This is a genomic window from Pedobacter cryophilus (genome assembly GCF_005116455.1).
GTDB lineage: Bacteria > Bacteroidota > Bacteroidia > Sphingobacteriales > Sphingobacteriaceae > Pseudopedobacter > Pseudopedobacter cryophilum.
Genome location: NZ_SWBP01000001.1, coordinates 106,836 through 129,065 on the forward strand (window position 1 = coordinate 106,836; position 22,230 = coordinate 129,065).

16 protein-coding genes and 1 pseudogene are annotated in these 22,230 nt (G+C 35.3%); 2 read left to right on the plus strand and 15 right to left on the minus strand.

Annotation, left to right across the window (positions count from 1 at the left end; genetic code table 11):
- Position 1: 1 nt before the first annotated feature.
- The 12 genes and pseudogenes from FA046_RS00505 to serS all read right to left on the minus strand — a co-directional run bounded on the left by FA046_RS00505 (position 2) and on the right by serS (position 16,535).
- Complete coding sequence (locus tag FA046_RS00505) at positions 2-2,131, minus strand: polysaccharide lyase 8 family protein (RefSeq protein ID WP_136824406.1); 2,130 nt, start codon at positions 2,129-2,131, stop codon at positions 2-4.
- Positions 2,132-2,142: 11 nt separating this feature from the next.
- A complete protein-coding gene (locus FA046_RS00510; protein WP_394347360.1) occupies positions 2,143-4,554 on the minus strand; it encodes a GH92 family glycosyl hydrolase in 2,412 nt (803 codons plus the stop codon).
- Positions 4,520-5,986, minus strand: coding sequence for a glycoside hydrolase family 28 protein (locus FA046_RS00515; RefSeq protein WP_136824408.1), 1,467 nt, complete (start codon positions 5,984-5,986; stop codon positions 4,520-4,522). Before FA046_RS00515 ends, FA046_RS00510 begins: the two co-directional genes overlap by 35 nt.
- 18 nt (positions 5,987-6,004) lie before the next feature.
- Positions 6,005-8,380, minus strand: a complete 2,376-nt coding sequence (locus tag FA046_RS00520) for a glycosyl hydrolase (protein ID WP_394347364.1) — start codon at positions 8,378-8,380, stop codon at positions 6,005-6,007.
- A 138-nt stretch (positions 8,381-8,518) separates the two neighbouring features.
- A pseudogene (locus FA046_RS17590) lies at positions 8,519-8,872 on the minus strand (glycosyl hydrolase); the annotation flags it as partial.
- Between the two features lie 196 nt (positions 8,873-9,068).
- Positions 9,069-9,905, minus strand: a complete 837-nt coding sequence (locus FA046_RS00525) for a sugar phosphate isomerase/epimerase family protein (RefSeq protein WP_136824410.1) — start codon at positions 9,903-9,905, stop codon at positions 9,069-9,071.
- Positions 9,906-9,916: 11 nt separating this feature from the next.
- A complete protein-coding gene (locus FA046_RS00530) occupies positions 9,917-10,732 on the minus strand; it encodes a phytanoyl-CoA dioxygenase family protein (RefSeq protein WP_136824411.1) in 816 nt (271 codons plus the stop codon).
- 99 nt (positions 10,733-10,831) lie between these two features.
- On the minus strand, positions 10,832-11,590 hold the full coding sequence (locus tag FA046_RS00535) for a glucosamine-6-phosphate deaminase (RefSeq protein WP_136824412.1): 759 nt from the start codon (positions 11,588-11,590) through the stop codon (positions 10,832-10,834).
- A 26-nt stretch (positions 11,591-11,616) separates the two neighbouring features.
- Positions 11,617-12,807, minus strand: coding sequence for an N-acetylglucosamine-6-phosphate deacetylase (gene nagA, locus FA046_RS00540; protein ID WP_136824413.1), 1,191 nt, complete (start codon positions 12,805-12,807; stop codon positions 11,617-11,619).
- A gap of 8 nt (positions 12,808-12,815) precedes the next feature.
- Entirely contained in the window at positions 12,816-13,478 is a 663-nt protein-coding gene (locus FA046_RS00545) for a carbohydrate-binding family 9-like protein (protein WP_136824414.1), read from the minus strand.
- Positions 13,479-13,521: 43 nt separating this feature from the next.
- Positions 13,522-14,898 (minus strand): sugar MFS transporter, encoded by a 1,377-nt coding sequence (locus FA046_RS00550; protein WP_136824415.1) that lies wholly within the window; start codon positions 14,896-14,898, stop codon positions 13,522-13,524.
- 365 nt (positions 14,899-15,263) lie between these two features.
- Positions 15,264-16,535, minus strand: a complete 1,272-nt coding sequence (serS, locus tag FA046_RS00555) for a serine--tRNA ligase (RefSeq protein ID WP_136824416.1) — start codon at positions 16,533-16,535, stop codon at positions 15,264-15,266.
- Between the two features lie 91 nt (positions 16,536-16,626).
- Between serS and rsmI the strand changes: the two genes are divergently transcribed.
- On the plus strand, positions 16,627-17,340 hold the full coding sequence (gene rsmI / locus FA046_RS00560; protein WP_136824417.1) for a 16S rRNA (cytidine(1402)-2'-O)-methyltransferase: 714 nt from the start codon (positions 16,627-16,629) through the stop codon (positions 17,338-17,340).
- The gene (lnt, locus tag FA046_RS00565; protein ID WP_136824418.1) at positions 17,337-18,959 is read left to right on the plus strand and encodes an apolipoprotein N-acyltransferase; all 1,623 of its coding nucleotides are present in this window, start codon (positions 17,337-17,339) and stop codon (positions 18,957-18,959) included. The genes rsmI and lnt overlap by 4 nt, the downstream gene beginning before the upstream one ends.
- Positions 18,960-19,302: 343 nt before the next feature.
- Here lnt and FA046_RS00570 read toward each other — a convergent pair whose 3' ends face one another.
- The 3 genes from FA046_RS00570 to FA046_RS00580 all read right to left on the minus strand — a co-directional run bounded on the left by FA046_RS00570 (position 19,303) and on the right by FA046_RS00580 (position 22,225).
- Positions 19,303-19,968: an MOSC domain-containing protein gene (locus tag FA046_RS00570; protein ID WP_136824419.1), complete on the minus strand. Its 666-nt coding sequence runs from the start codon at positions 19,966-19,968 to the stop codon at positions 19,303-19,305.
- A gap of 126 nt (positions 19,969-20,094) precedes the next feature.
- A complete protein-coding gene (locus FA046_RS00575) occupies positions 20,095-20,961 on the minus strand; it encodes a UbiA family prenyltransferase (protein WP_136824420.1) in 867 nt (288 codons plus the stop codon).
- A gap of 22 nt (positions 20,962-20,983) precedes the next feature.
- Positions 20,984-22,225 carry a metallophosphoesterase gene (locus tag FA046_RS00580; RefSeq protein WP_136824421.1) on the minus strand — a complete coding sequence of 414 codons (1,242 nt, stop codon included), beginning with the start codon at positions 22,223-22,225 and terminating at the stop codon, positions 20,984-20,986.
- Positions 22,226-22,230 lie beyond the last annotated feature (5 nt).

Genomic DNA, 22,230 nt, shown 5'->3' on the forward strand with positions numbered 1-22,230 from the left:
CTTAATTTATAATATAACTCATTGTTGAGCCAGCAAAATTATCTTTAGGCAATACTAACAACCTCTTATCTTCTCGCTTCATTATTTTTGAAGAAATACTAATGTTTACTTCTTTTAATTTTTGAGTTGGATCTGCCAAGTGAATTTCGGGATTTTTAGTGTCTATATTTTTTACCATCACCATACAAGGTTGATCTACCTTAATAGTAATATCTTCATCACTTAAAACACCAGCTTCATAAAACACCACCTGCAAAATATTTAAAGCCTCATTTTTTACGGCTTGTAGGGTTTTAGAATTCGCTAAAATTTTTATCTCCTGCTGCTTGTCAATCTGCATCTCTTGTTGGCTAATTCCTGGCCTAACAATGTAAGCATAAGTTGCATCAGCAGGATCTACCCCATGGTTAAACCACATTTTAAATACCTTTCCTTCTATTGCTTCTTTAGAACGATTAGCATTTATCTTCGCCCAACTTCCTTTTTGTTTTTGATTGGTGATTTGCAGCTGAGCCGAATCTGGAAAATAATAACCTATGCTATCATGCCATATCCAGCTGGGGTTGTTCATACTTTTTTTTGATTTCACCCTGCTGAGTTTTTCATCGGCGTAAGCCAAAACTTTACCTTTTAGCCAACTTTGATTAATAGTGGTTACTATATTTTGTGTAGCAAAACTGTTAATGCCTGCGCCTAAACACACTACTTGTTTATCAAAGAAAAACCAAGCTTTTTTAGCCGTTACTTCATTATAATTAAAATCGTAAACCGAAGCGCCATATAAGCTATCTGATACTCCGCCTGTGAAATAACCTACTCCTCTTTCTCCCCATTCAATGGTAAAAGGCTGATCTTCCTGATAATCTCGACTGGTGATTCCTGGTATTTTATCCCATTCCCAAATGGGCATGATATTAAAATATTCGGCTCCACTACGTTGAATATTGGTAGATCCATCAGGTAAAAATTTACCTAAAAGGTTTTCATTGTTCCCTACTTCGGCCCTTACCGTACGTTTTGAAACCGAACGAACATTGAATGAATATGTTGGCCGAGTGTGTAAGGTATAATCGGCTTTCCAAAAGTGGGTATGGCTGGGTAATATTTTGTAAGAAGGCGCTTTTATTTGGTTGATACGATCTTGAGCCTCATTAATTAGCCCTGTGTTTTCTGGACTCGCCTTTTTAGCCAATCCCAATAAGGAGTTATTTACTGATGATTCGGTTATGCTTTTTTTGTCTAAAATATCATTTCTGGATATTCCTCTGCCCTCGGTATTAAAATCAATATATCTCCCTCTAATTGTTTTTAAATAAGAATTGATTAAGTAGTTATTCAGGATTTTTAATTTATCAGCGGAAAGCGCAAAAATAGTTCCTTGCACCCACGAAGCTACTTTATACTCGCCTTTTAAAAACACCTCGCCATAGCTGGCTATTTGCAATTGCGGACCATGTTGTAAGTAAGAATAATCATACTGTAACCCTTGTTTGCTAGTAAAGGAAATAGGATAAAAAGCCTGCTCTAGCGCTGTAGCCATTAATGTTTTATCTTTTGTGATACATGCCCGGTACAGCATGTGGGTTGCAATATCTACTTTATTGGCTCCAATAGATTTATAAACATTGCCCTGTTGCATTCTTTGCAGTAAAGAATCTTGTAAAAAAACGGGGAAATTAATTTTGTTGTGATTCAATAAAATCAATATTTCGCCCAAGGCGGTGGGGACGGCAATATCATTTTGAAACCAATTACTACTGCTTGGGTTTTGGGCATACCAATACCTTAATCCACTAATAATCCCTGCTAAAACTTCTTGCTGGTTAAAGTATTTATTCTCCTTAATTACATAAGCTAAAGTGAGATAATTAAGGCGCTTTAAATGCAAAAGTGGTGGCCAGGCGGTCTCAATTGTTGACGAATAATTAATATCTGCATAACTTCCTTCTTTTTGTAGCCGAGGCCAATCCGCAGCTATTGAGCTGGTTAAAAGATCATTTTTAACCTCGGCTTTTAAATGATCATCAATTTTAGATTGGATAATTTGGAACTCATCTTGCCCATATAATTTGCAAAAAGCAATCATAAAAACCCCTATTAGGGTGAAGATCTTGATTATCGCTTTTCTCATCAAATTCAAACTTATTTCTTAACTAATTTTGGGGCAGCAGACATTTGAAAAGTTAAAGTACCACCATCCATCATTTCTTTATGAGTAATGTATAAACGATTTAAGATTTTGCCATTTAGGGCTACACTTTTAACATATACATTTTTTTGGGACTGATTTTTCACATCAATAACAAATTGCTTTCCGTTTTCTAAATTGATTTTCGCGTTCATCACAGAAGGACTTCCAATATCGTATCTGTCTGAAGATGGCGCTACAGGATAAAACCCTAATGAACTCATGATGTACCAAGCACTCATTTGTCCACAATCATCATTACCTCCTAATCCGTCGGGACCATTATGATATTGTTTTTCCATAATCATTCTTACTGTTTTTTGCGTTTTCCAAGGTTGAGATGTCCAGTTATAAAGATAGGCTACATGGTGTGCAGGTTCATTTCCATGCACATAATTGCCAATAATTCCTTCTCTGGTGATGTCTTCTGTGTGTGCAAAAAACTCGTCGGGTAAATCCATAGTAAAAAGAGAATCTAAATGAGGAATAAATTTCTTTTCGCCTCCCATAGTTTTAATCAGTTCAGCCGGATTGTGCGGAACATAAAGACTGTAATTCCAAGTATTACCTTCTATAAATCCCTGACCTTCGGTTTCTAAAACATCAAAGTTTTTTCTAAAAGTGCCATCTGCTAAACGTGGTCTCATAAAACCAATAGAAGCATCATAAACATTTTTCCAATGTGTGGAGCGTTTTAAAAACTCATTATAAACACTGGTTCGCCCAAGTTTTTGTGCCAGCTGAGCAATACACCAATCATCATAAGCATACTCCAAAGTATTAGAAACTGAGGTTCTGTTATTTTCTGATGGGATATAACCTTTGTCTATATAATCGCCAATTCCTTCGTAATTACGTTGGTTGGCGGTAATAATACAGGCATCTAAAGCTTTGTTTGCATCGCCAGTAAAAACACCTTTGATAATGGCATCTGTAACCACAGATACGCTATGGTAACCACTCATGCACCAATTATCATTGGCAGAATTAGACCAAACAGGCAACATAGGCAATGGGCTTTGATCAAAATGAGCCAGCATTGATTTTACCATGTCATCATTTCGCTTGGGCTGAATAATATTGAATAATGGATGTAAAGCCCTATAGGTATCCCACAAAGAAAAGGTGGTATAATTGATAAAATCTTTTGCAGTATGGGTGTTTTGATCTAGTCCTCGGTATTCTTTATTAACGTCCATATAAATGGTTGGACTTAAAAAAGCATGATACATAGCGGTGTAAAAATTAACTGCATCTTCTCTTTTTTCTGTTTTTACAACCACTTTATTTAGCTCATTATTCCATTGCTCCTGACCTTGTTTTTTAACTTCCTCAAAATCCCATCCCGGTATTTCTGCTTTCAAATTCATTAAAGCATTGGTGGTACTTACCGGCGAAATGGCAAATTTTATCTTGATTTTTTCATCATCCTGTGTGTCAAAATCAAAATGCATTCTGAGTTGCTTACCAGCTAATTGAGGGAAGTTTTTGGTTTGATCAAACTTGCTCCAAAAACCTTTGTACACTTCTTTTTTAGTAAAATCTTTGGCTCCGTATGATTTAAACGATTTAGAAAAAGACATAGCGAAATAAACCGTACGGGTTTTAGCCCATCCGGTAGTTTGCCTGTAGCCGGTAATGAGCGAATCATTTTCTACCCTTATAAATGTCCATACATTCTTGTTATCATAGTTATAAATTCCATGCATTAAATCAAGTATAATGTGCGAATCTTTTGATTTTTGAAAAGTGTATTGATGAAAACCTACACGAGTGGTGGTGGTTAATTCGGCCAGAATATTATGATCTTCTAGCTTTACTTTGTAATAATTAGCTTCGGCAACTTCTGTTTGATGTGAGTACTTAGAGCGATAACCATCTTCGGGATTTTTTGCCGTACCCGGATTAAGTTGCACTTTCCCAACCGTAGGCATGATTAAAAAATCACCTAAATCTGAATGCCCTGTGCCGCTGTAATGGGTATGACTAAAACCTACAATGGTGGGATCATCATATTGATAACCTGCGCAATATTTATAAGCATCCTTATTATACTTTCCATCTACTTCGTAAGATAAAGTATCGGTATCTGGACTTAATTGAACTGAACCGAATGGAACAGTAGCACCCGGAAAGGTATGTCCCATTTTTTGGGTCCCAATCATGGGATTTACAAATTGCACTAAATTATCTTTTTGTTGAGCAGCACAATTTATTGTGGCGCCTACCAGCATGGTACTGATTAAAAAATATTTTTTAAACATATAGCTCATTGAATTTATATACTGAAAATCTTTATCCTTACCTTTTTTAGGCGCCACTTTTAAGTGCTTAATTAACGGTAATACCTGTTGATTTATAATCATAAAGTAGTTTAGTTTGCCCCACTTGGTCAAATGTAACTTTCTTTAATTGTGCTCCATGTACATCATCCATTACAATAGGCAGCCTGTAATCCTTTTTCTCTACTTTTAATTTGATATTAGAAAAATTGATGTCTTTTGCATGTCTTACATAAATACCCCAAGCTGGTATTTCTTTAAACATAGAAAACTCGGGGTAGTTAGCTGGCAATTCTGGTATGCTATCTAATTTATCTAAGGCAACGTAAGCAAACATTTTATTTCCACCACCGGGATAAGTCACTTCAAAATTGGAAAAAGTAACGTCTTTAATGTATTGCCCTGGTAAACCAGCAATTACAATTGGCGAAACATTTCGCGGCATATCTTCAATTGGGCCTTCATAATCATAACCAGCATCGGCTTTGCCAAAAGGAACATCGGCAATTACATTTTTAATAGAAATTCTTTGCATGCTAGATTTTTTTCCAACTACTCTTTCTCCTAATCTTAAGAAAATAACGTTTCCTGTGTTTGTACTTTTTAAACCGTCAACTAAAATATCTTCTAAAAAACCGCCATCAACACTTTGTAAAGCAATAGCAGAACGATATGTATTGTAAACAGTGTTGTTAATGATTTTGATATTTCTGAAACCACCTTTACCGGCTGTTCCTAATTTTATACCGTTTGCACTGGTACGCACAATGTTGTTTTCTATAAGGATGTTGTTGCAATAAAATTTCTCATCATGAGATTTAAGACAAATTCCATCATCAGCCGCGTCAATATTATTGTTGGTGATGACTACATTATCACAATCAACAATATCAATCCCGTCGCTATTCCAAAAAGCAACATTATCAACCGTAATGCCATCAATTACCATGTTTTTACAACGATCATAAGTTTGCATCCAACAAGCAGAATTTTTTAGAATAATATCTTTGATAGTGATATTGGTAACCGTATGAAAATAAATAATCATTGGCCTGATAGATTCTCTGGTACGGTCATATTTCAAGCCATCTTCTATCATTCCGGTATGCACATATTGGATACTATTATTAGCCAATGCTCTTCCTTGTCCATCAATCATTCCTTTACCGGTAATACCCACGCTATCTACATTTCTTGCATGTATTAAGGCGGTATTGCCAATTCTATCGTAATCAAAAGGATTAGTAGAACCTAAAAGAACGGCACCTTCTTCTAACTGAAGCGTAACATTAGATTTAAGATGAATAGATCCGGTTAAATATCTTCCCACATAAAAAACCAAGCGACCGCCACCATTTTTACTAATATAATCTATACCAAATTGAATGGATCTGGTGTTCATGGTAGATCCGTCTGACTTAATATTAAACATAGAAGCCTTATAATCTTTTGCAAATACAGCTACCGACTGTAAAAAGATGACCATAATTAATACTACTTTTTTGAGGTGTATCATATTGTTGTTTTTAATAATTTATAAAATTGTTACGGGACCTACCAGCCCCATTGATTGAATTGGTTGTGCTTTTCTGACGTTATTTGTCCAGTATTGTGCGGTTTGATTGTCTTTTAAAGTTTTCATGTAATTCCCCATTACCGTAACCACTTTAATTTCTAAAGCATTGGCTCCCTTTTGCAGGAAACCTTCTACTTCATAAGCCCTGCGACCATACCACTTTGTCCCTATATTTTTTCCGTTAATGATGAGTTCAGTAATGCCGTAAACTTTGCCTAAATCAAGGTATTTTATTGCTTTAATATTATCAATTTGTAGGCTGCTACGATAAATGACAGTACCCGAAAAATCTACATAAACCGGATGATCTTTTAAATCTGCCAATACATCCATTTCTACATTTTTAACAGAACCGTCACTGTGTTTAAACTCTACCTTCCAATTAGGCTTTATAATTTTTGAAGTAGAATTTGGCTCAGGAATTGATTTCCATGCTTCGCCTCGCCTATCATTATTAAAGACGATAATTTTTGAGTCTGCAGGCCCTAAATCAATTTTTAGATTGTTGTTCTTCAGTTCTAATTTAGTACGCTTTCCGGTAACGGCATCCCAAAGCCAAGCTTGTTTTCTTCCTATTATTTTAATAGCAAAAGTGGCATCTAAATTATAGTTATGCTTGTTGCTAGCATTATTAAACATAAATATTTCTACATCCTTTGTTTGATAGCGCACCTGCGTAATAAAGGTTTCTGGCGATTTAATGCTTATGTAAGGCGTAATATTGTATTTAACCTGAACGCTTTTATACCATTCCTTAAAATTGCTTTCTGGTTTGTTTAAAAAGATAAAACGATCTGGGAATTGCTTCATTTTCGAAACCCATTCTCTTACTTCTTCATCTTTACTTTGATGATTATTCCATCCTAATGACTTTTCTGGATAAGCTTCTAAACAGAAAATACGTCCACCATTTTGTACAAAATCATATAATTTTTTTGCCGAAGCTGGATTAATACTTCTCACCTCTATTAAAAATAGGGTGTGGTATTTTCTTGAACCGTAACTTAAAAATCCATTTTTCATTTCAGATTCCATTATGACTGGCTCCGAAATGTAATCACAAGCATTTCCATTTTGATGGATAGATTCCCAAACTAAATTTTGATAAGCGGGCGTCACTCTTGAAGGGAAAGGTTCCATTTGAGCACCAAAATCTCCCCACATATCACCAATTGGCGCTAGTAAAGCAATATCTGCAAACATGCTGGCCTGTTGCAATAAAGCAGATTGTCTGGCTCTATAATCGGTATAATGATTAAAGTAAGGCCACATATTATTCTGCTCATTAAAATACCCTCCATAGGTAATCCAACCTGGGAAAGCGGCATTTTTTGGAGAATAATTAAAGCCATGAAAAATAGGATGCGTAATTCCAGAAATAGTACTTTGATCGCCTGCAATTTTAAAAATTTCAAGCGACTCGTTAAAAACCATATCTGTATTGGTTAATTCCTCAGAACTGATCAGTTTTTTATCTTTTAAATGCGCCGCCGAAGAAACATATTTGTTAATCATGGTGTTTCCTCTGCCTAAATGCCAAGGATACTTGGTGAAATCTGCCTCACTAATATCTTCGCCAACGCCATATTTTAACCAAGTTTCTCCTTCAGGAATATCTATATCAAAACTTCCTTCTAGTAAAAAATGACCTCTGCCATAAGCTTGCGCTCTAGATTTAATTTTATTTTCTTTACACCATTGCACATAATTTTGGGTGAACCTTTCTTCAAATAACTCTGCTTTGGTAAATTCAAAATCATACCTTATTCTCACCAAACTCTCCTGCATTTGAGGGTTCATTTTTACGTGATAATTAAGATCTACCGTATTGCCCATCCTACCTGTTTTGAAAAGAATAAATGGCAAATAAGGATAAAGATCATAGCCTCTCCTCTTTTTAAATTCGGCCATCATATCACTCGTCCAATTTGCGCCTTCCATTTCTAAACTATCTACAAAAAAAGAACGAATAGATGGAGCAAGTGGGCCAATTTTTTCTTGTATAGAATTGGTAATTCTATTTAAATATTTTTTAACCGCAGCACCATTAAAATGATTTAAAACAGGACCTCTGCCACCTGGAGCGCCTTGTATCACTTTCATAAAACCATCAATTTTAACTAGTGCATAAACCGCATATTTACCTTTCGGGATGGTTAGTTTAATAACGTCATTTTTAACTTGACCGGTAAGGTTAATGGCTTCTTCTATATTGTTTAAGGGATCTGGAACCAATTTTACTTCCAAAATCTCCATTGTTCGTCCACTGTACGGACTTAAAGTCGCCGGGTCTGCCTCTTTAAACAAGTCAAATAATGAAATTTCTGTATTCATTGGGCCTTCAAATTTTTTCACCCCAATTACCACCACCTGAGCTCGTTCTTCGCCTTCCAAAAATTCGGCACCAAAAGGGAAACCTGTTCCGGCCAAAAGGTCACAAGTCATTCCTAAAGATTTCGCTTCTGCTAATGTAAACCTCAATTGCTCAATCCATTCGTCGCTTAGCCATTCCAAAGAAGCTATGCCCATGTCATCTGTATTTGATGGAAAGGAAATTGGGTTAATTTCTACACCTCCAATACCAGCATCTTTCAATAACCTGAGCTCTCTGGCCAGTTCAGTTTTTTCTATTTTATTGCCATTCCACCACCAACGCACAAAAGGGCGGTAATTTGCCGATGGATCTTTAAATAGTTTGTATAAATTATCTGTGGAATTGTCACCAAGGGTATCTAAAATTTCTTTTGAAAAAGAATTGGTGCTCAGCATTAAAACGCCAGCTGCCGAAAGTATGGAGCCTTGTAGCAAGAAATTTCTTCTCTTCATAATTTTTTATAATTGGTGATGAGTTCAAATTAAGAACTGACTTTATATTATTATTTATTTTTTGGGCGTTTTAACACGCTTTTCGCTGTATCTTTTTTTGTCACCCTGAGCGGAGTTGAAGGGCTCGCAAAAAAAGCCTGCCCGACCGTTCAGGCGGGGATGCCGCTTCAATCGTTAACGCAGCCTATTCAACCCATTAAGATTGGTAACGATGTTGTAAAAAATCTTTCATCCAAAGGTTCAATCGCCATTGTTCCTTAACTAAAGAAATTTCTCTGTTTCCTTTAGCCATGTAAGGTGGCGGACCAAATTCTGGTGTGAAAGAAAAATAATCTCTGTTATGTTGCTTCGCTAAGGCCACACATTTATCCCAAATTATTAAATGCTGTTGCAAAGCTTCTGCATATTCGGCATTTGCCGGATCCCAAACCTGCGGTCCCTCTGTATGCCCTACTCTTGCATGAATATGGCGGGTATGGTTTATGGCTTCATTTACTGCTTTTTGTTGATCCTCCAAGTAACTTTCAGACACACAAAACCAATGAGAAACATCAAAAGTTAATTGCACATTTTCATTCTTTTCAAGAACAGGTCCTACTATATGTGCCGCATAAGACCATTTATTACGATGCGTTTCCTGATAAATTGGTGTGCTGTATTCTTCTTGAATTTTATCACAAAGCTGCAAACATCCTTTTATTTCATCATCATTAAAAAACTCTCTTCCGGTTTGTGCACTTATAAATAATGGAGCTTTTTTTGAATTTCTAATCTCCATTAATTGAATCAAATCTTTTTCCAATGCTGCAAGGTAATCCTGATATCTATTGTATGGTTGCAAAACTGCCATTACTATGCAAAAATCTAAATCGTAGTGATGAAGAAGATCTAAAACTTCCTGAACATCACATTTTTCGCCGAAAGGGAACCACTCTATACCTGCATAGCCAGCTTCTTTTACTGAACTTAAAAACTCATCCCAAGGAATAGATTCAGAACCCCAACGCGGACAAAAGAATTTAATTTGAAACATTTGCGGGGATTTTATGAATGATAAATTAAAGGGTTTTGTTCATCATCATTCAGCAAATCACCAACTGTTAAGGTCTTTAAATATTTTTCGGGCAAAATATTAGGTTCGCCATTAAAAACATTTCCATCTGGCATATAAGCACAAGTCATGGCTCTTCTATGTCCGCTGGTCATATTTGCGCCAGCGCCATGTATGGTTAAGCCGTTGTGAAAAGAACAACTTCCGGCTTTCATAGCTGCTGGCACCGAAACCACTTGAGCAAATTGAGGATAAGCTTCAAAAATACCATCCATGTTTTTACCAATGCCTTTATTTACAAACGTGGTTTCTTTAAAAGATGCCGGGATAAAATAAAGACAACCGTTTTCTAAAGTTGCATCATCTAATGCCACCCAAATTGATAGTGCTCTTCTGTCTGAAAAAGACCAAAAAGGAGTATCTAAATGCCACGACGTTGGATTTGCCCAAGGGCGTTTAAATAAAGCCTGATCATGCCAAATTCTAATACCTTCAGCACCCGAAAGTTGAGCTGCCATTTTACCAATCCGCTCATCTAGCATAATCTCTTTCACCTTATCATTGGTTTGCCAAAGATTAAGCAACTGATCAAAAACCTTAGAGAAATAATCTGAATCCTCGTTTATACCGTCATCCATACCAACTTGCACATCTTTACCGGGCATTTTAAGGCCTTTTCTCTCTTTAACGGCTTCTGTCACAGCAATACGCCATTTTTCTACTTCTTCAGGCGTAAGAAAATCTTCAATAACAACAAAACCATTAGTTTGGAAATGTTGTATCTGATCTTGAGTTAATTCACATTTCATGATATAAAAAATTAGTGATTAATAAATTCCTAAAAGAAACAGCCCGGTTTGAAGCTGCAACCTTAATGGGTAACAATTAGCAAAACCTAAAAATTATGTCTAATAAATACGGACACTGCTTTTTTCATCTAAAAACAATATGGCGTTTGGATGCTCTCTTAACTTAGTAGAAGGAAATTTAGCACTGATTTCTTCCTTTAAAGTATGATAAATTGCATCAGCTTTTTTATCACTTGGCACTGTACAAAAAGCATAAGGAGCACTCATTAAAGCGGGAATAGTGAGTGTTAAAGCATGGGTAGGTACTTCTTCAATACTGTTGAAACAACCATCATTAACTTGCTGCATTCTACATTTCTCATCCATATCCACCACTTTTACCAAAAGTGGATCGTTAAAATCAGCCACATGCGGATCATTAAATGCCAAATGGGTATTTTCTCCTATTCCAAGACATACAATATCTGTTTTGTATTGCTCCAATAACGCAGCATAACGCAAACATTCCTCCTCAGGATTTTCTAAATTCCCGTTAAGGTAATTAGCGGTATTAAATGGAACTTTCCCAAATAAGTATTCTTTCAAAAAATTACCAAAACCCTGTGGCGCATCAGCACCTAAATTGATGTACTCATCCATGTGAAAAGCATTCACTCTAGTCCATTCTACATCTTTTTTAATTAAAGATGCAAAAAACTCATTTTGTGACGGAGCAGCGCCAAATATGACATTAACAAATGGCTGTGTTTTTAACAATTCATTTATTTTTTCGCTTACCGCCACAGCAACAGACTCCCCCATAAGGGTTCTGTTTTCAAAAATCCTCACCTTAAGCTTGTCTTTTATTAATTCTATCATTTGAAATTATTTTATTTACCTATTTTTTAGAAATCGGATGCATTGTAAACTACTTTCCCATTAATTATGGTGGTTTGTATATTAATATTGTCGTCAAAAATTACAATATCTGCATCCTTACCTGCCACCAAAGATCCTTTAGTATCGGCAACACCCATAATGGTGGCCGGTGTTTTAGAAATCATTCTAATAGCTTCAATTAAAGGAACATCAGCCATTTTAATCATGGTTCTTACCAACCTATCGGTAGTAGCTACACTACCAGCAAATGAAGAACGATCTGGCATAATGGCCACTCCGTTTTCTACAAAAACTTTTGTGCCGGTATCTATATTTCCAAGAATACTATCGCCTTCAGGCATCCCTGCTGCTCGCATTGCATCAGTAATTAGCGCAATATGATCTGCCCCTTTTATTTTATAGGCTAATTTTAAAAGTGGCGGCGGCATGTGAATTCCATCTCCAATGACTTCAATATCCATGGAATCAATTAAATACGCAGCTTCAATTACGCCCGCATAACGGTAAGTATTACGCCTGGTTACGCCCGACATTGCCGAGTAAAAATGCGTAGCTAAGGTGTAACCTACTTCAAAAGCTTCTACCACTTCTTCATAAATAGCATCTGTATGAGCTATTGCGGCTAGTACTCCTTTAGATTTTAAATATCTGCCAAACTCAATAGCGCCTTCTAATTCAGGAGCGGCGCTCCAACGTTTAATATCATTTGAGTAGGCTAAAACTTCTTTATATTCTTCTATATCTGGATTTCTGATGTAGCGAGGATCTTGAGCGCCACTTTGAGCAAGTGCAAAATAAGGGCCTTCTAAATGCATCCCTAAAAACTGGGCACCCATGGTGTTTTGCTTATTGGCTTCTGCATAAACATCCAATGATTTTAACAAATCAGCTTTGCTACAGGTGAGTGTTGTGGGAAACATGGAAGTTGTACCATATTTAGCATGTGTTTCGGCAATCTTTAAAAATGCATTTACAGTGCCATCCATAAAATCATGTCCACCGCCGCCATGTATATGAATGTCAATAAATCCGGGAGAAACATATTTACCCTCGGCATCAATGATCTCGGCATCTGTTGCATAAATATCCCCTTCACTTACCGCTTCAATGGATGTGCCTTTAATGAGTAAAGTTCCACCATCAATAATGCGATATGGAGTAATGATACGGCCGTTAATTATTTTTATTCTTTTCATATTTATCGTTAAAGGTGATTTGCACCTCCAAATTCTATCGCTCCAAAAAATTCGGGTAAATGAAAATCAGGAGATGGAGCTTTAATCATGTTCCAGGCAAAAAAATGTGGCTCGGGCAAATCATCTCCGCATTTAAAAAAGTTGCCATATCCATTTTGGCCTGCAAAAGATTCGAAATTGTTAAACTGAAAAACTTCTATGGGAATAACAAGCGTAATTTGCCATTCAAAATTTGTAGGACTATTTGCCGGTGCAGATTTAATGATGATACTTCTCTGAATTTTGTTGATGATTTCTTCAGATAAGTTTTTCCTATTTGATCTTCCATTACCATAAGCCATTAAACAAACACCTAAGCAGTTTAGCTCTATATTGTAGTATTCTTTTTCTGAGGCAAATGCAACAAAAAATTCTACGCAATTGTCTTTATGTACCTGATCATTGGTTTGATGCATAGCAACTTTAATCACATCATCGCACACATAATATTTTAAGAAAAGGGCATTCCCAGAATGTGCAATGGCAAATCTGGTTTGAGATTTACTTGTAAATTCTGGCCAAGGTTGATGATTGATGTAATTTTTTGGAAATGTATCCATCAACGCCGCTACCTCTTCAATATCAGAATGAACATCAATAGAATCTGTAAATGGGAGAAATAAATTTTTCATCTGATAATAAAAAGATCTTTCGTTATTATTTTAAAACTTATAGTTATTTACTCATCATAAATTTAGCCACAGGCTTTTTACCCCGCCTTAGCGACCAATAGCTTATTTTATGACCATAAAAAGCATAAAACATGAGATATAAATAACAAGGAAATAAAATCCAATAAGCACTTCGCACATTATAAATATCTGCTACATAACCGTATAAAAGAGGGAAAAGTGCACTTCCGCACAAAGCCATAATGAGTGCTGATGAACCTACTTTGGTAAATCGACCTAAGTTATTTAATGCCAATGGCCATATTCCAGCCCATACTAATGAATTAGCTAATCCTAATAATACCACAAACCATATAGAAATATCTGCAGTATGACCCAAAATAGTACGTGTGCCGAAAGCGTAAATAATAAGCAGCGTAAATATTGCCCCCAGAGAGGTACAAATTCTTAAAACATTTACTTGAGAAATATATTTAGGAATGAGAATAATACCCAATACATAACCCACTATGGTACTAAATAAGGTGTAAGACGGAAAAACCTTGGCTTCCATAATTTGTATACCCATAGAATTTGCATAACCAATAATGGTATCAATAGCAATAACTTGTGTGCCTACATGGAAAAAAATAGCCAATACACCCAAAATCAAATATGGAAACTGAAATAGGTTTTTCTTATCTGCATTTAAAGTAAGTAATTCCGGACTTTCTTGTTCGGTATCAATTTCGGGTAGCGGAGAATAGCGTATAAAAATTCCAAAACCAATAAGGGCAACACCAAGAATAGCATAAGGCACAATTACCCTTCTTATTAATTCATCTAAGACCTCGTTTTTTTGAATTTCGCCCATAAAGGGTAATTGCTGAAGCAATTCATTATCTGTTACTTTAAATATGACTGATGCAAATAATAAAGGCGCTAATATTCCTGCTCCTTTGTTGCATATCCCCATCATACTGATACGCTGAACAGCTCTTTCTTTATGACCAAGAATGGTGATGTAAGGGTTTGCTGCCGTTTGCAGAATGGCTAGTCCGGATCCTATAGTAAATAACCCGATCAGAAAAATTTCATAAGTTCTACTTAATGCAGCAGGAATAAAAATGAGCACCCCAATGGCCATTAACCAAAGCCCATACATAATTCCCTTTTTAAAGCCTACAGCCTTAAGCAAATAAGACGAAGGAACCGACATTAGAAAATAAGATATATAAAAGGCGAATGCTACTAAATAAGACTGAAAATTGGTAAGCTCACAGGCGATTTTAAAATAAGGTATTAAAATAGCGTTTACCCAAGTAATAAATCCGAAAACAAAAAACAAAGACCCTAAAATAAGCATAGAAATAGTAGTTTCTCTCCCGCTTAGCGTTCCCACTTGCACTTGCACTATACTTTTCTTGGTTTTTATCGACATACTTATAAGGATAAATATTTTATAAAAGATGAAAATTAAAATTCGTTAGATTACCTAAATTTTGTAAACAAGCCACATTTAATTTGCCTATTGTTTATTTATCAAATCAATTTTCGGATTAATTATTAAGTTTTGGCTGTTCGTTAACGTACACGAATATAGGAAAGATTTTTTATTACCAAAATTGTTTTTCATTTAATTTGCTTGGCTCTGTGTGTAAATAAATAAACTTGATAAGATTTAGCTCATTATTTTAAACCCTTTTAAGCTTTCTTGATTTTATAAAACAAAATCAAGAAATTCTTTAAACAAAAAAAGCGTCCCAAATGGAACGCTATTAAATAAAGTTAGAGAAGAATTAAATACTAATCTATAAAATCAAACCCGGTAAAAGGCACTAAACATGCTGGCACTTTAATGCCGTTTTCTGTTTGGTTATTCTCTAAAATAGAAGCCAATATTCTTGGCAAAGCTAAAGCACTACCATTTAAAGTATGTGGCAATTGTGTTTTACCTTCTTTACCTTTAAATCTCAATTTTAAGCGATTACTTTGGAAAGTCTCAAAGTTAGAAACAGAAGAAACCTCTAACCAACGCTCCTGAGCTGCACTATAAACTTCCATATCATAAGTTAATGCAGAAGTAAAGCCCATATCGCCACCACATAATCTTAGTACACGATATTGTAAACCTAATTTTTGTAATAAACTTTGTACATGCAAACTCATTTGCTCTAAAATCTCGTAAGATTGATCAGGATGAACAATTTGTACAATTTCTACTTTATCAAACTGATGCAAGCGGTTTAAGCCACGTACATGTGCCCCGTAAGAACCAGCTTCTCTTCTAAAACATGGCGTGTAACCGCAATTTTTTATGGGCAATTCCTCTTCTTTTAAAATTACATCTCGATATAAATTAGTTACCGGAACTTCGGCTGTTGGTATTAAATATAAATTATCAATCCCTACATGATACATTTGCCCTTCTTTATCTGGCAATTGGCCGGTACCAAAACCAGAAGCTTCGTTTACCAAAAGAGGCACCATCATTTCATCATAACCCGCTTTTTCTGCCTCAGCTAAAAAGAAATTAATTAAGGCTCTTTGCATTTTTGCGCCTTTACCTTTATAAACAGGAAAACCTGCTCCGGCAATTTTTACGCCCAATTCAAAATCTATGATATTGTATTTAGCGGCTAATTCCCAATGCGGTAAAGCACTAGAAGGTAAATTTGGTTTTTCACCATTTTGCAATACAACCTCGTTTTCTTCGGGAGTTTTTCCTAAAGGAACGCTAGCATGTGGAAGATTTGGTAATTGCACCAGTTTTTGATACAATTCAAGCTCAATTGCAGCTAAATTTTCCTGCAATTGTTTAACATCTTCTTTAGATTGTGATGTTTGTGATTTAAGCTGTTCTGCTTCGTCTTTTTTACCGTTACGCATTAATTCGCCAATCTGTTTAGCAGCGGAATTGCCTTTTGCTAAAAGATCATCAGCTTGTGATTGAGTACTTTTTCTTTGATCGTCTAATAAAATAATTTCATCTACCAATTCTAATTGATTGAAATTCTTTACACTTAATCGCTCTAAAACCTGCTCTTTATTTTCGCGGATATAATTAACTTGCAGCATCTTTTTAATTTTTTACAAATATAGTATTGCGTATGGAGTATTTGTGTAGGGAGAATTGATAAATGTTAAAAATAGAAGATAAATGTAAAATATGAACGGCAAACTATACCTTGTACCCACACCTATTGGCAATTTAGAAGACATCACTTTAAGAGCATTAAGAGTGCTAAAAGAAGTGGATTTAATTTTAGCTGAAGATACCCGAACATCAGCCCCACTATTAAAGCATTTTAATATTGATCAGAAAGTTTTTGCGCATCACCAACATAATGAGCATAAGGCTGTTGCCGAGATTGTTCGCTTTTTAAAAGAAGGACAAAATATTGCACTCATTTCTGATGCCGGCACTCCAGCTATTTCTGACCCCGGTTTTTTATTGGTTAGGGAGGTTTTAAAAAATGATTTACCTGTAGAATGTTTACCAGGTGCTACAGCATTTGTTCCGGCCTTAGTCAACTCTGGTTTACCTAATGATCGTTTTACTTTTGAAGGTTTTTTACCAGTTAAAAAAGGCCGTCAAACCCGTTTAAAAGAATTAATTTATGAACCAAGAACGATGATATTTTATGAATCCCCACATCGCTTATTAAAATTTTTGGAAGAATTAATAGAATATTTTGGTGCAGACCGACAAGCTTCTATTTCTAGAGAGCTCACTAAAATGTTTGAAGAAAACGTAAGGGGAACTTTGGAAGAGATGAAAACTCATTTTGAAGAGAACATTTTAAAAGGCGAATTTGTAATTGTGGTTGCTGGTAGCACCGAATCTGCACCTAAAAAAGACGATAAATATTATAAAAAATGAAGCGACAAATTTGGTTAGCCCTGTTTTCGGCAGCTTTACTTTGGTTGGCATGGCCACCTATACCATTTACCTCTCCTATCCTACTCTTCGCTTTTTTACCTTTGATGATTGCTTTGCAAGAAATTGAAGAATCTGACCGAAAAAAGAAAGGAAGAATTGTTTTTTTAACTGCCGGATTAACTTTTCTAGTTTGGAATACCGCTTCTATTTATTGGGTTTTCAACTCTTTAAATGCGGTAATGCCCACTTTTATTGCTGCTTTACTTTCGTTGATTCCTTTTGGCTTAGGCGCTTTTTTAATGACCCTTAGTTTTTGGTTGTATCGCAAAATCAGTAAAAAAACTAAGCCGCTTATTGCTGATATCTGCCTGATTGGTTTTTGGATAAGTTACGAATTCCTACACCAAAGCTGGGATTTAAAATTCCCTTGGATGACTTTAGGGAACGGATTTGCTACCACACCACAACTCATTCAATGGTATGAATATACTGGCGTTTATGGCGGTAGTTTTTGGATTTTATTAAGTAATATTTTACTGTTTAGAATTTGGGTAGTTTTAAGAGCCGAAGGCGGAAGGCAAAAGGCAAAAGGTTATTTAATTGCTTTTATTGTTTGGATTTTTGCACCCATCAGTTTATCTATTTTAGTATACGCCACTTATGAAGAAGAAGTTAATCCTTCTAATGTAGTGGTGGTGCAACCTAATATTGATCCTTATGGCAAACATTTTATTTTAACTCCAGCTCAGCAAACTCAAAAATTGATTGATTTGAGTAAAAATAAGGCTCAAGTAAATACTGAGTTTTTTATATGGCCAGAAACTGCTCTTACCGGAATGACGGAGGAAGATGATTTTAGAAATACCGATAACTTTAAATCTGTTCAGGTTTTTTTAGATAGTTTTAAAAATGCCACAGTAATTAGTGGTGCCGAAACGTATTTGATTTATGATTACCAAAAAACTTCTACAGCCAGATTTAGCAAAGAAAACAACTTTTGGTGGGATAGTTTTAATACTGCTGTAGCGATAGAAAACACCCCGAAATTGCAGTTTTATCATAAATCTAAACTAGTACCGGGAGTAGAAAAAATGCCATTCCCAGAAGTTTTATCAGTGATAAGCCCTTTATTTGAAAAATTTGGAGGAACACCTGGTGGTTACGGTTCACAAAAAGAGCCTTCTAATCTTTATGCATCAAGCGGAATTGGAGTAGTACCAGCTATTTGCTATGAATCTATTTGGGGCGAATGGATTGCAAAATCTGTACAAAAAGAAGCTCAATTTATCACCATTATTACTAATGATGGTTGGTGGGGAAATACATCAGGTAAAGATCAACATTTAGATTATGCCAGCTTAAGAGCGATAGAAAACCGCCGTTGGGTGGCCAGATCTGCCAATACTGGGATTTCTGCTTTTATTAACCAAAGAGGAGAAATTGTACAACAAACAAAATGGTGGGAAGCCGCAGTAATTAAACAAGATATTAACTTAAATTCTAACCTTACTTTTTACACCACTCACCCAGATTGGATTGTTTATCCTTTTTTATTAGTTGGTAGTATTGGGGTGTTGTTTTTAGTGTTTTTAAGGTTTAGAGGAAGAAAGACGGGATAAAGATTTTTTTTTGCCACGAATTGTACAGATTAACACTAATGCTTTGTGGCTAACTTTTTAACACGGATTTCACGAATTCTTTGCGGCTACCTTTTGAATGATATGATTTTTTCGCCACTCATTTCACGAATAAACACGAAAGCTTTGTCACTGATTTTTTAACATGGATTTTGCGGATTAACATGAATGCAAATCATTTTTTGTCATTCAGATTTGTGAAAATTCGTGAAATTCTTGGCTAACTTTTAATTTTCCTTTTTTGCCACGAATTGCACAGATTAACACTAATGCTTTGTGACTATTTCTTAGCTGGTCAGACTTGTAGAATTCCTAGAATTTGTGTTTAACCAAGCTTCCTTAACAACACTTCAAACCGCTCTCTCCATTCTAGCGTGAGTTCCTCTAAATTCACTAAACGCTGTAATTCGGCTTTATTTTTATTATCGTGGTAACGAATTTGGTTTACATGCATAACAGAAATTTTCTCGGGATGAGAAGATAAATGAATTAACTTATCAGTCTTTTTTACTACGCCTTCTTTAATGGTTCTAAAGTAAAAACCTGTAAAACCAGTTTGCTGGCAAAGGGCTGGAAAAGGTTTGAAATTATATCTTATTCCAATCATATAACATGGCCCGCGAGGTTCTGAAACTTCTACAATGGCTTCTCCTAATTGATACCGATCTCCAATAAAAACATTTTCTTCTAAAGCGCTCTCGCCTTCTAAAGTTAAATTTTCTCCAAAGGCAGCAAATTCTAAATCAAAACCTAATTCGCTTTTCCAATGAGAAAATCTATCAGAATTGTAACAACAAATGGCCTTATCATTTCCGCCATGATGTTTTTTATCTACTACAATGTCTCCTTCAAAACCTGTTAGGGTTAAAAATATTACTTCTTGTTGAACAGGTTCTTTGCAATAAGCAGTTTTTGCAGATTGATGATCGGCTTTTAATTCTTCGGCTTTGCTTTTGATGTTGATAGACTGTATGGAAATGTTTTTATTCATATTCTAATTTTACTGTTTTAGGCTTTTGCGTTAACGATTGAAGCGGCATCTTTTTTGGCTTTTTCTGCCAAAAAAATATAGCGGAAAGCGTGTATAAACGCCCCAAACCATTTCGGCTTTAAACATTTAAAATATAAAACTAAAGAAAAACAACATCAAATACTGTAAAATCAAAATTCCATCGAGATAGAAAAAATAATAATATTCGTTCTTTTCCCATTTAGATTTAAAAATTAACCATCCTGTTAAAAAAGTAGTTGCGGTAAGTGCAAAAAAATTAGAATTAAAACCTTGATTTCTAAAAACAAAAAGCAAAACCAAATAGCTCACAAGCATAATTTGACAAAATATATAAGCTCCCTTTTCACCAAAAACAGTAGGGATGGTTTTTAAATCATAAGCTTTATCTTGAAAAATATCTCGGATATCAAAAGGGATGGTAATTGCCGCAACTAATAAAAATCTTTTAGCTGTGAGGATGATGATATCTGGCAAAGAAACCTCCTGATTTTGAAGCTCAAAAATGGGTAAAACCACCGAACTTAAAGACCAAACTAAAGCAATTAGAATTAGTTTTAAGCCTGGGATATTCCTCAATCCAAATTTTCGATCTCCGGCAGAAAACAATGGCAAAGCATAACCCAAAGAAAGAATTCCTAATAAAATAATTAGAATTTTAGATGGAGTGGAGACTAATAAAAAAAGAAAAAACAGAAGTATTGCTGCCATAATGGCGATACTCACATTAAGTTTAAAATGAGTAAAAATCCATCTTACCCGCCTAAATTTGGATAGTTGAGGTTGTTTTGGCTTAGCTATTAAAATGCTAATATTATAGATAAAAATGGTTGCGCAAAAAAGGAAGGTTAATATAATATAAGAAGGTTGAGCACCTATTAAATGATAGGTGACCAAACCTTGGGCTACCGCCCCAAAAGCAATAAATATATTGGTGAATAAGAGAAAATCTAAAGATTGCCTGAGGTATCTCATTTATCCAACCATTAAATTAGGTTTAGCCTTTGCGCAATTCAAAAATGGTAATTTCGGGCATAATACCTACCCTACCTGGGTAACCAATAAAACCGTAACCCACGTTTACATATAATTGCTGTTTACCTTCTTGATATAAGCCATTCCACTCATTATATATGTATTGAACAGGACTCCATTTTAAATATTCAGTTTCTACGCCAAATTGCGAACCGTGAGTATGCCCAGCAAAAGAAGCATCAATTTGAGGATATTTCTCTAAAACTTCTGCTCGCCAATGAGAGGGATCATGAGATAAAAGTAATTTTACAGCCAAATCATCGGTGTTTTTTATGGCTTCCTCCATTTTCCCGAACTTAGGGAAACGACCGGCTCCCCAGTTTTCTATTCCTAAAATTCCTATTTCTTGTCCGTTTACTTTTAATCTTTTATGCTCATTCATCAATAAATTCCAACCCATTAATTGATGCACTTTTTTGATAGCTTCTAAATTATCTAATCTTGCTTTTTCGGTTGGCCATTTTTCATACAAACCGTAATCGTGGTTTCCTAAAGAAGAATAAACGCCCAAAGGAGCTTTCACTTTTGAAAAAACATCTTGATAATCTCTCATTTCAGATGCCTTTCCGTTTACTAAATCGCCGGTAAAGAAAATGAAATCTGGTTTTTCTTTCAAGAGCATATCTACGCCACCAGCAACTGCTTTTTGATTATAAAAACTCCCGGAATGGATATCAGAAAGTTGCCCCAATTTAATACCGTCAAACTCTTTAGGAAGGTTTGGAAAATACAGCGTTTGTCTTTTAACATGATAATCATAAGCACCAGAAACAATTCCCCAGGTTAAAGTCCCAAAAGGAATAGCAGCAACGCCCATTCCTGCTTTAACTAAAAATTCTGACCGAGAAATTTGAGTTGATGTTTCCTGTTTAGGTTGAGGTTCCTTTTTAAACTTATTCTTAAGCCAAATAATGCTTCTTCTAATATCGTCTATAAAAAGAATGGGGATGAAAGATAATTTGGTGACAAACGTGATAAAAAAGCCGACCAATAAAACTGCCCTTATCCCTAATTGAATATTAAAGAAAATACTAATAAATACGCCTGCAATTAACAAAAGACTGAATCCCCACCAAATAGCAGTAAAATTATTCTTCTTTTTTTTGCTCCAACTTGGATAAATATTGAGAATAGCCTTATAAATGTATAAATCAAAAATTAGCAGTAAAATGCTGACAAATATTAATGGAATAACTCTACCCATGTTTT

Coding starts and splice junctions, on each gene's coding strand:
- FA046_RS00505 (WP_136824406.1), bottom strand. CDS start 2,131: ATGAGAAAAGCGATAATCAAGATCTTCACCCTAATAGGGGTTTTTATG.
- FA046_RS00510 (WP_394347360.1), bottom strand. CDS start 4,554: ATGATTATAAATCAACAGGTATTACCGTTAATTAAGCACTTAAAAGTG.
- FA046_RS00515 (WP_136824408.1), bottom strand. CDS start 5,986: ATGATACACCTCAAAAAAGTAGTATTAATTATGGTCATCTTTTTACAG.
- FA046_RS00520 (WP_394347364.1), bottom strand. CDS start 8,380: ATGAATACAGAAATTTCATTATTTGACTTGTTTAAAGAGGCAGACCCG.
- FA046_RS00525 (WP_136824410.1), bottom strand. CDS start 9,905: ATGTTTCAAATTAAATTCTTTTGTCCGCGTTGGGGTTCTGAATCTATT.
- FA046_RS00530 (WP_136824411.1), bottom strand. CDS start 10,732: ATGAAATGTGAATTAACTCAAGATCAGATACAACATTTCCAAACTAAT.
- FA046_RS00535 (WP_136824412.1), bottom strand. CDS start 11,590: ATGATAGAATTAATAAAAGACAAGCTTAAGGTGAGGATTTTTGAAAAC.
- nagA (WP_136824413.1), bottom strand. CDS start 12,807: ATGAAAAGAATAAAAATAATTAACGGCCGTATCATTACTCCATATCGC.
- FA046_RS00545 (WP_136824414.1), bottom strand. CDS start 13,478: ATGAAAAATTTATTTCTCCCATTTACAGATTCTATTGATGTTCATTCT.
- FA046_RS00550 (WP_136824415.1), bottom strand. CDS start 14,898: ATGTCGATAAAAACCAAGAAAAGTATAGTGCAAGTGCAAGTGGGAACG.
- serS (WP_136824416.1), bottom strand. CDS start 16,535: ATGCTGCAAGTTAATTATATCCGCGAAAATAAAGAGCAGGTTTTAGAG.
- rsmI (WP_136824417.1), top strand. CDS start 16,627: ATGAACGGCAAACTATACCTTGTACCCACACCTATTGGCAATTTAGAA.
- lnt (WP_136824418.1), top strand. CDS start 17,337: ATGAAGCGACAAATTTGGTTAGCCCTGTTTTCGGCAGCTTTACTTTGG.
- FA046_RS00570 (WP_136824419.1), bottom strand. CDS start 19,968: ATGAATAAAAACATTTCCATACAGTCTATCAACATCAAAAGCAAAGCC.
- FA046_RS00575 (WP_136824420.1), bottom strand. CDS start 20,961: ATGAGATACCTCAGGCAATCTTTAGATTTTCTCTTATTCACCAATATA.
- FA046_RS00580 (WP_136824421.1), bottom strand. CDS start 22,225: ATGGGTAGAGTTATTCCATTAATATTTGTCAGCATTTTACTGCTAATT.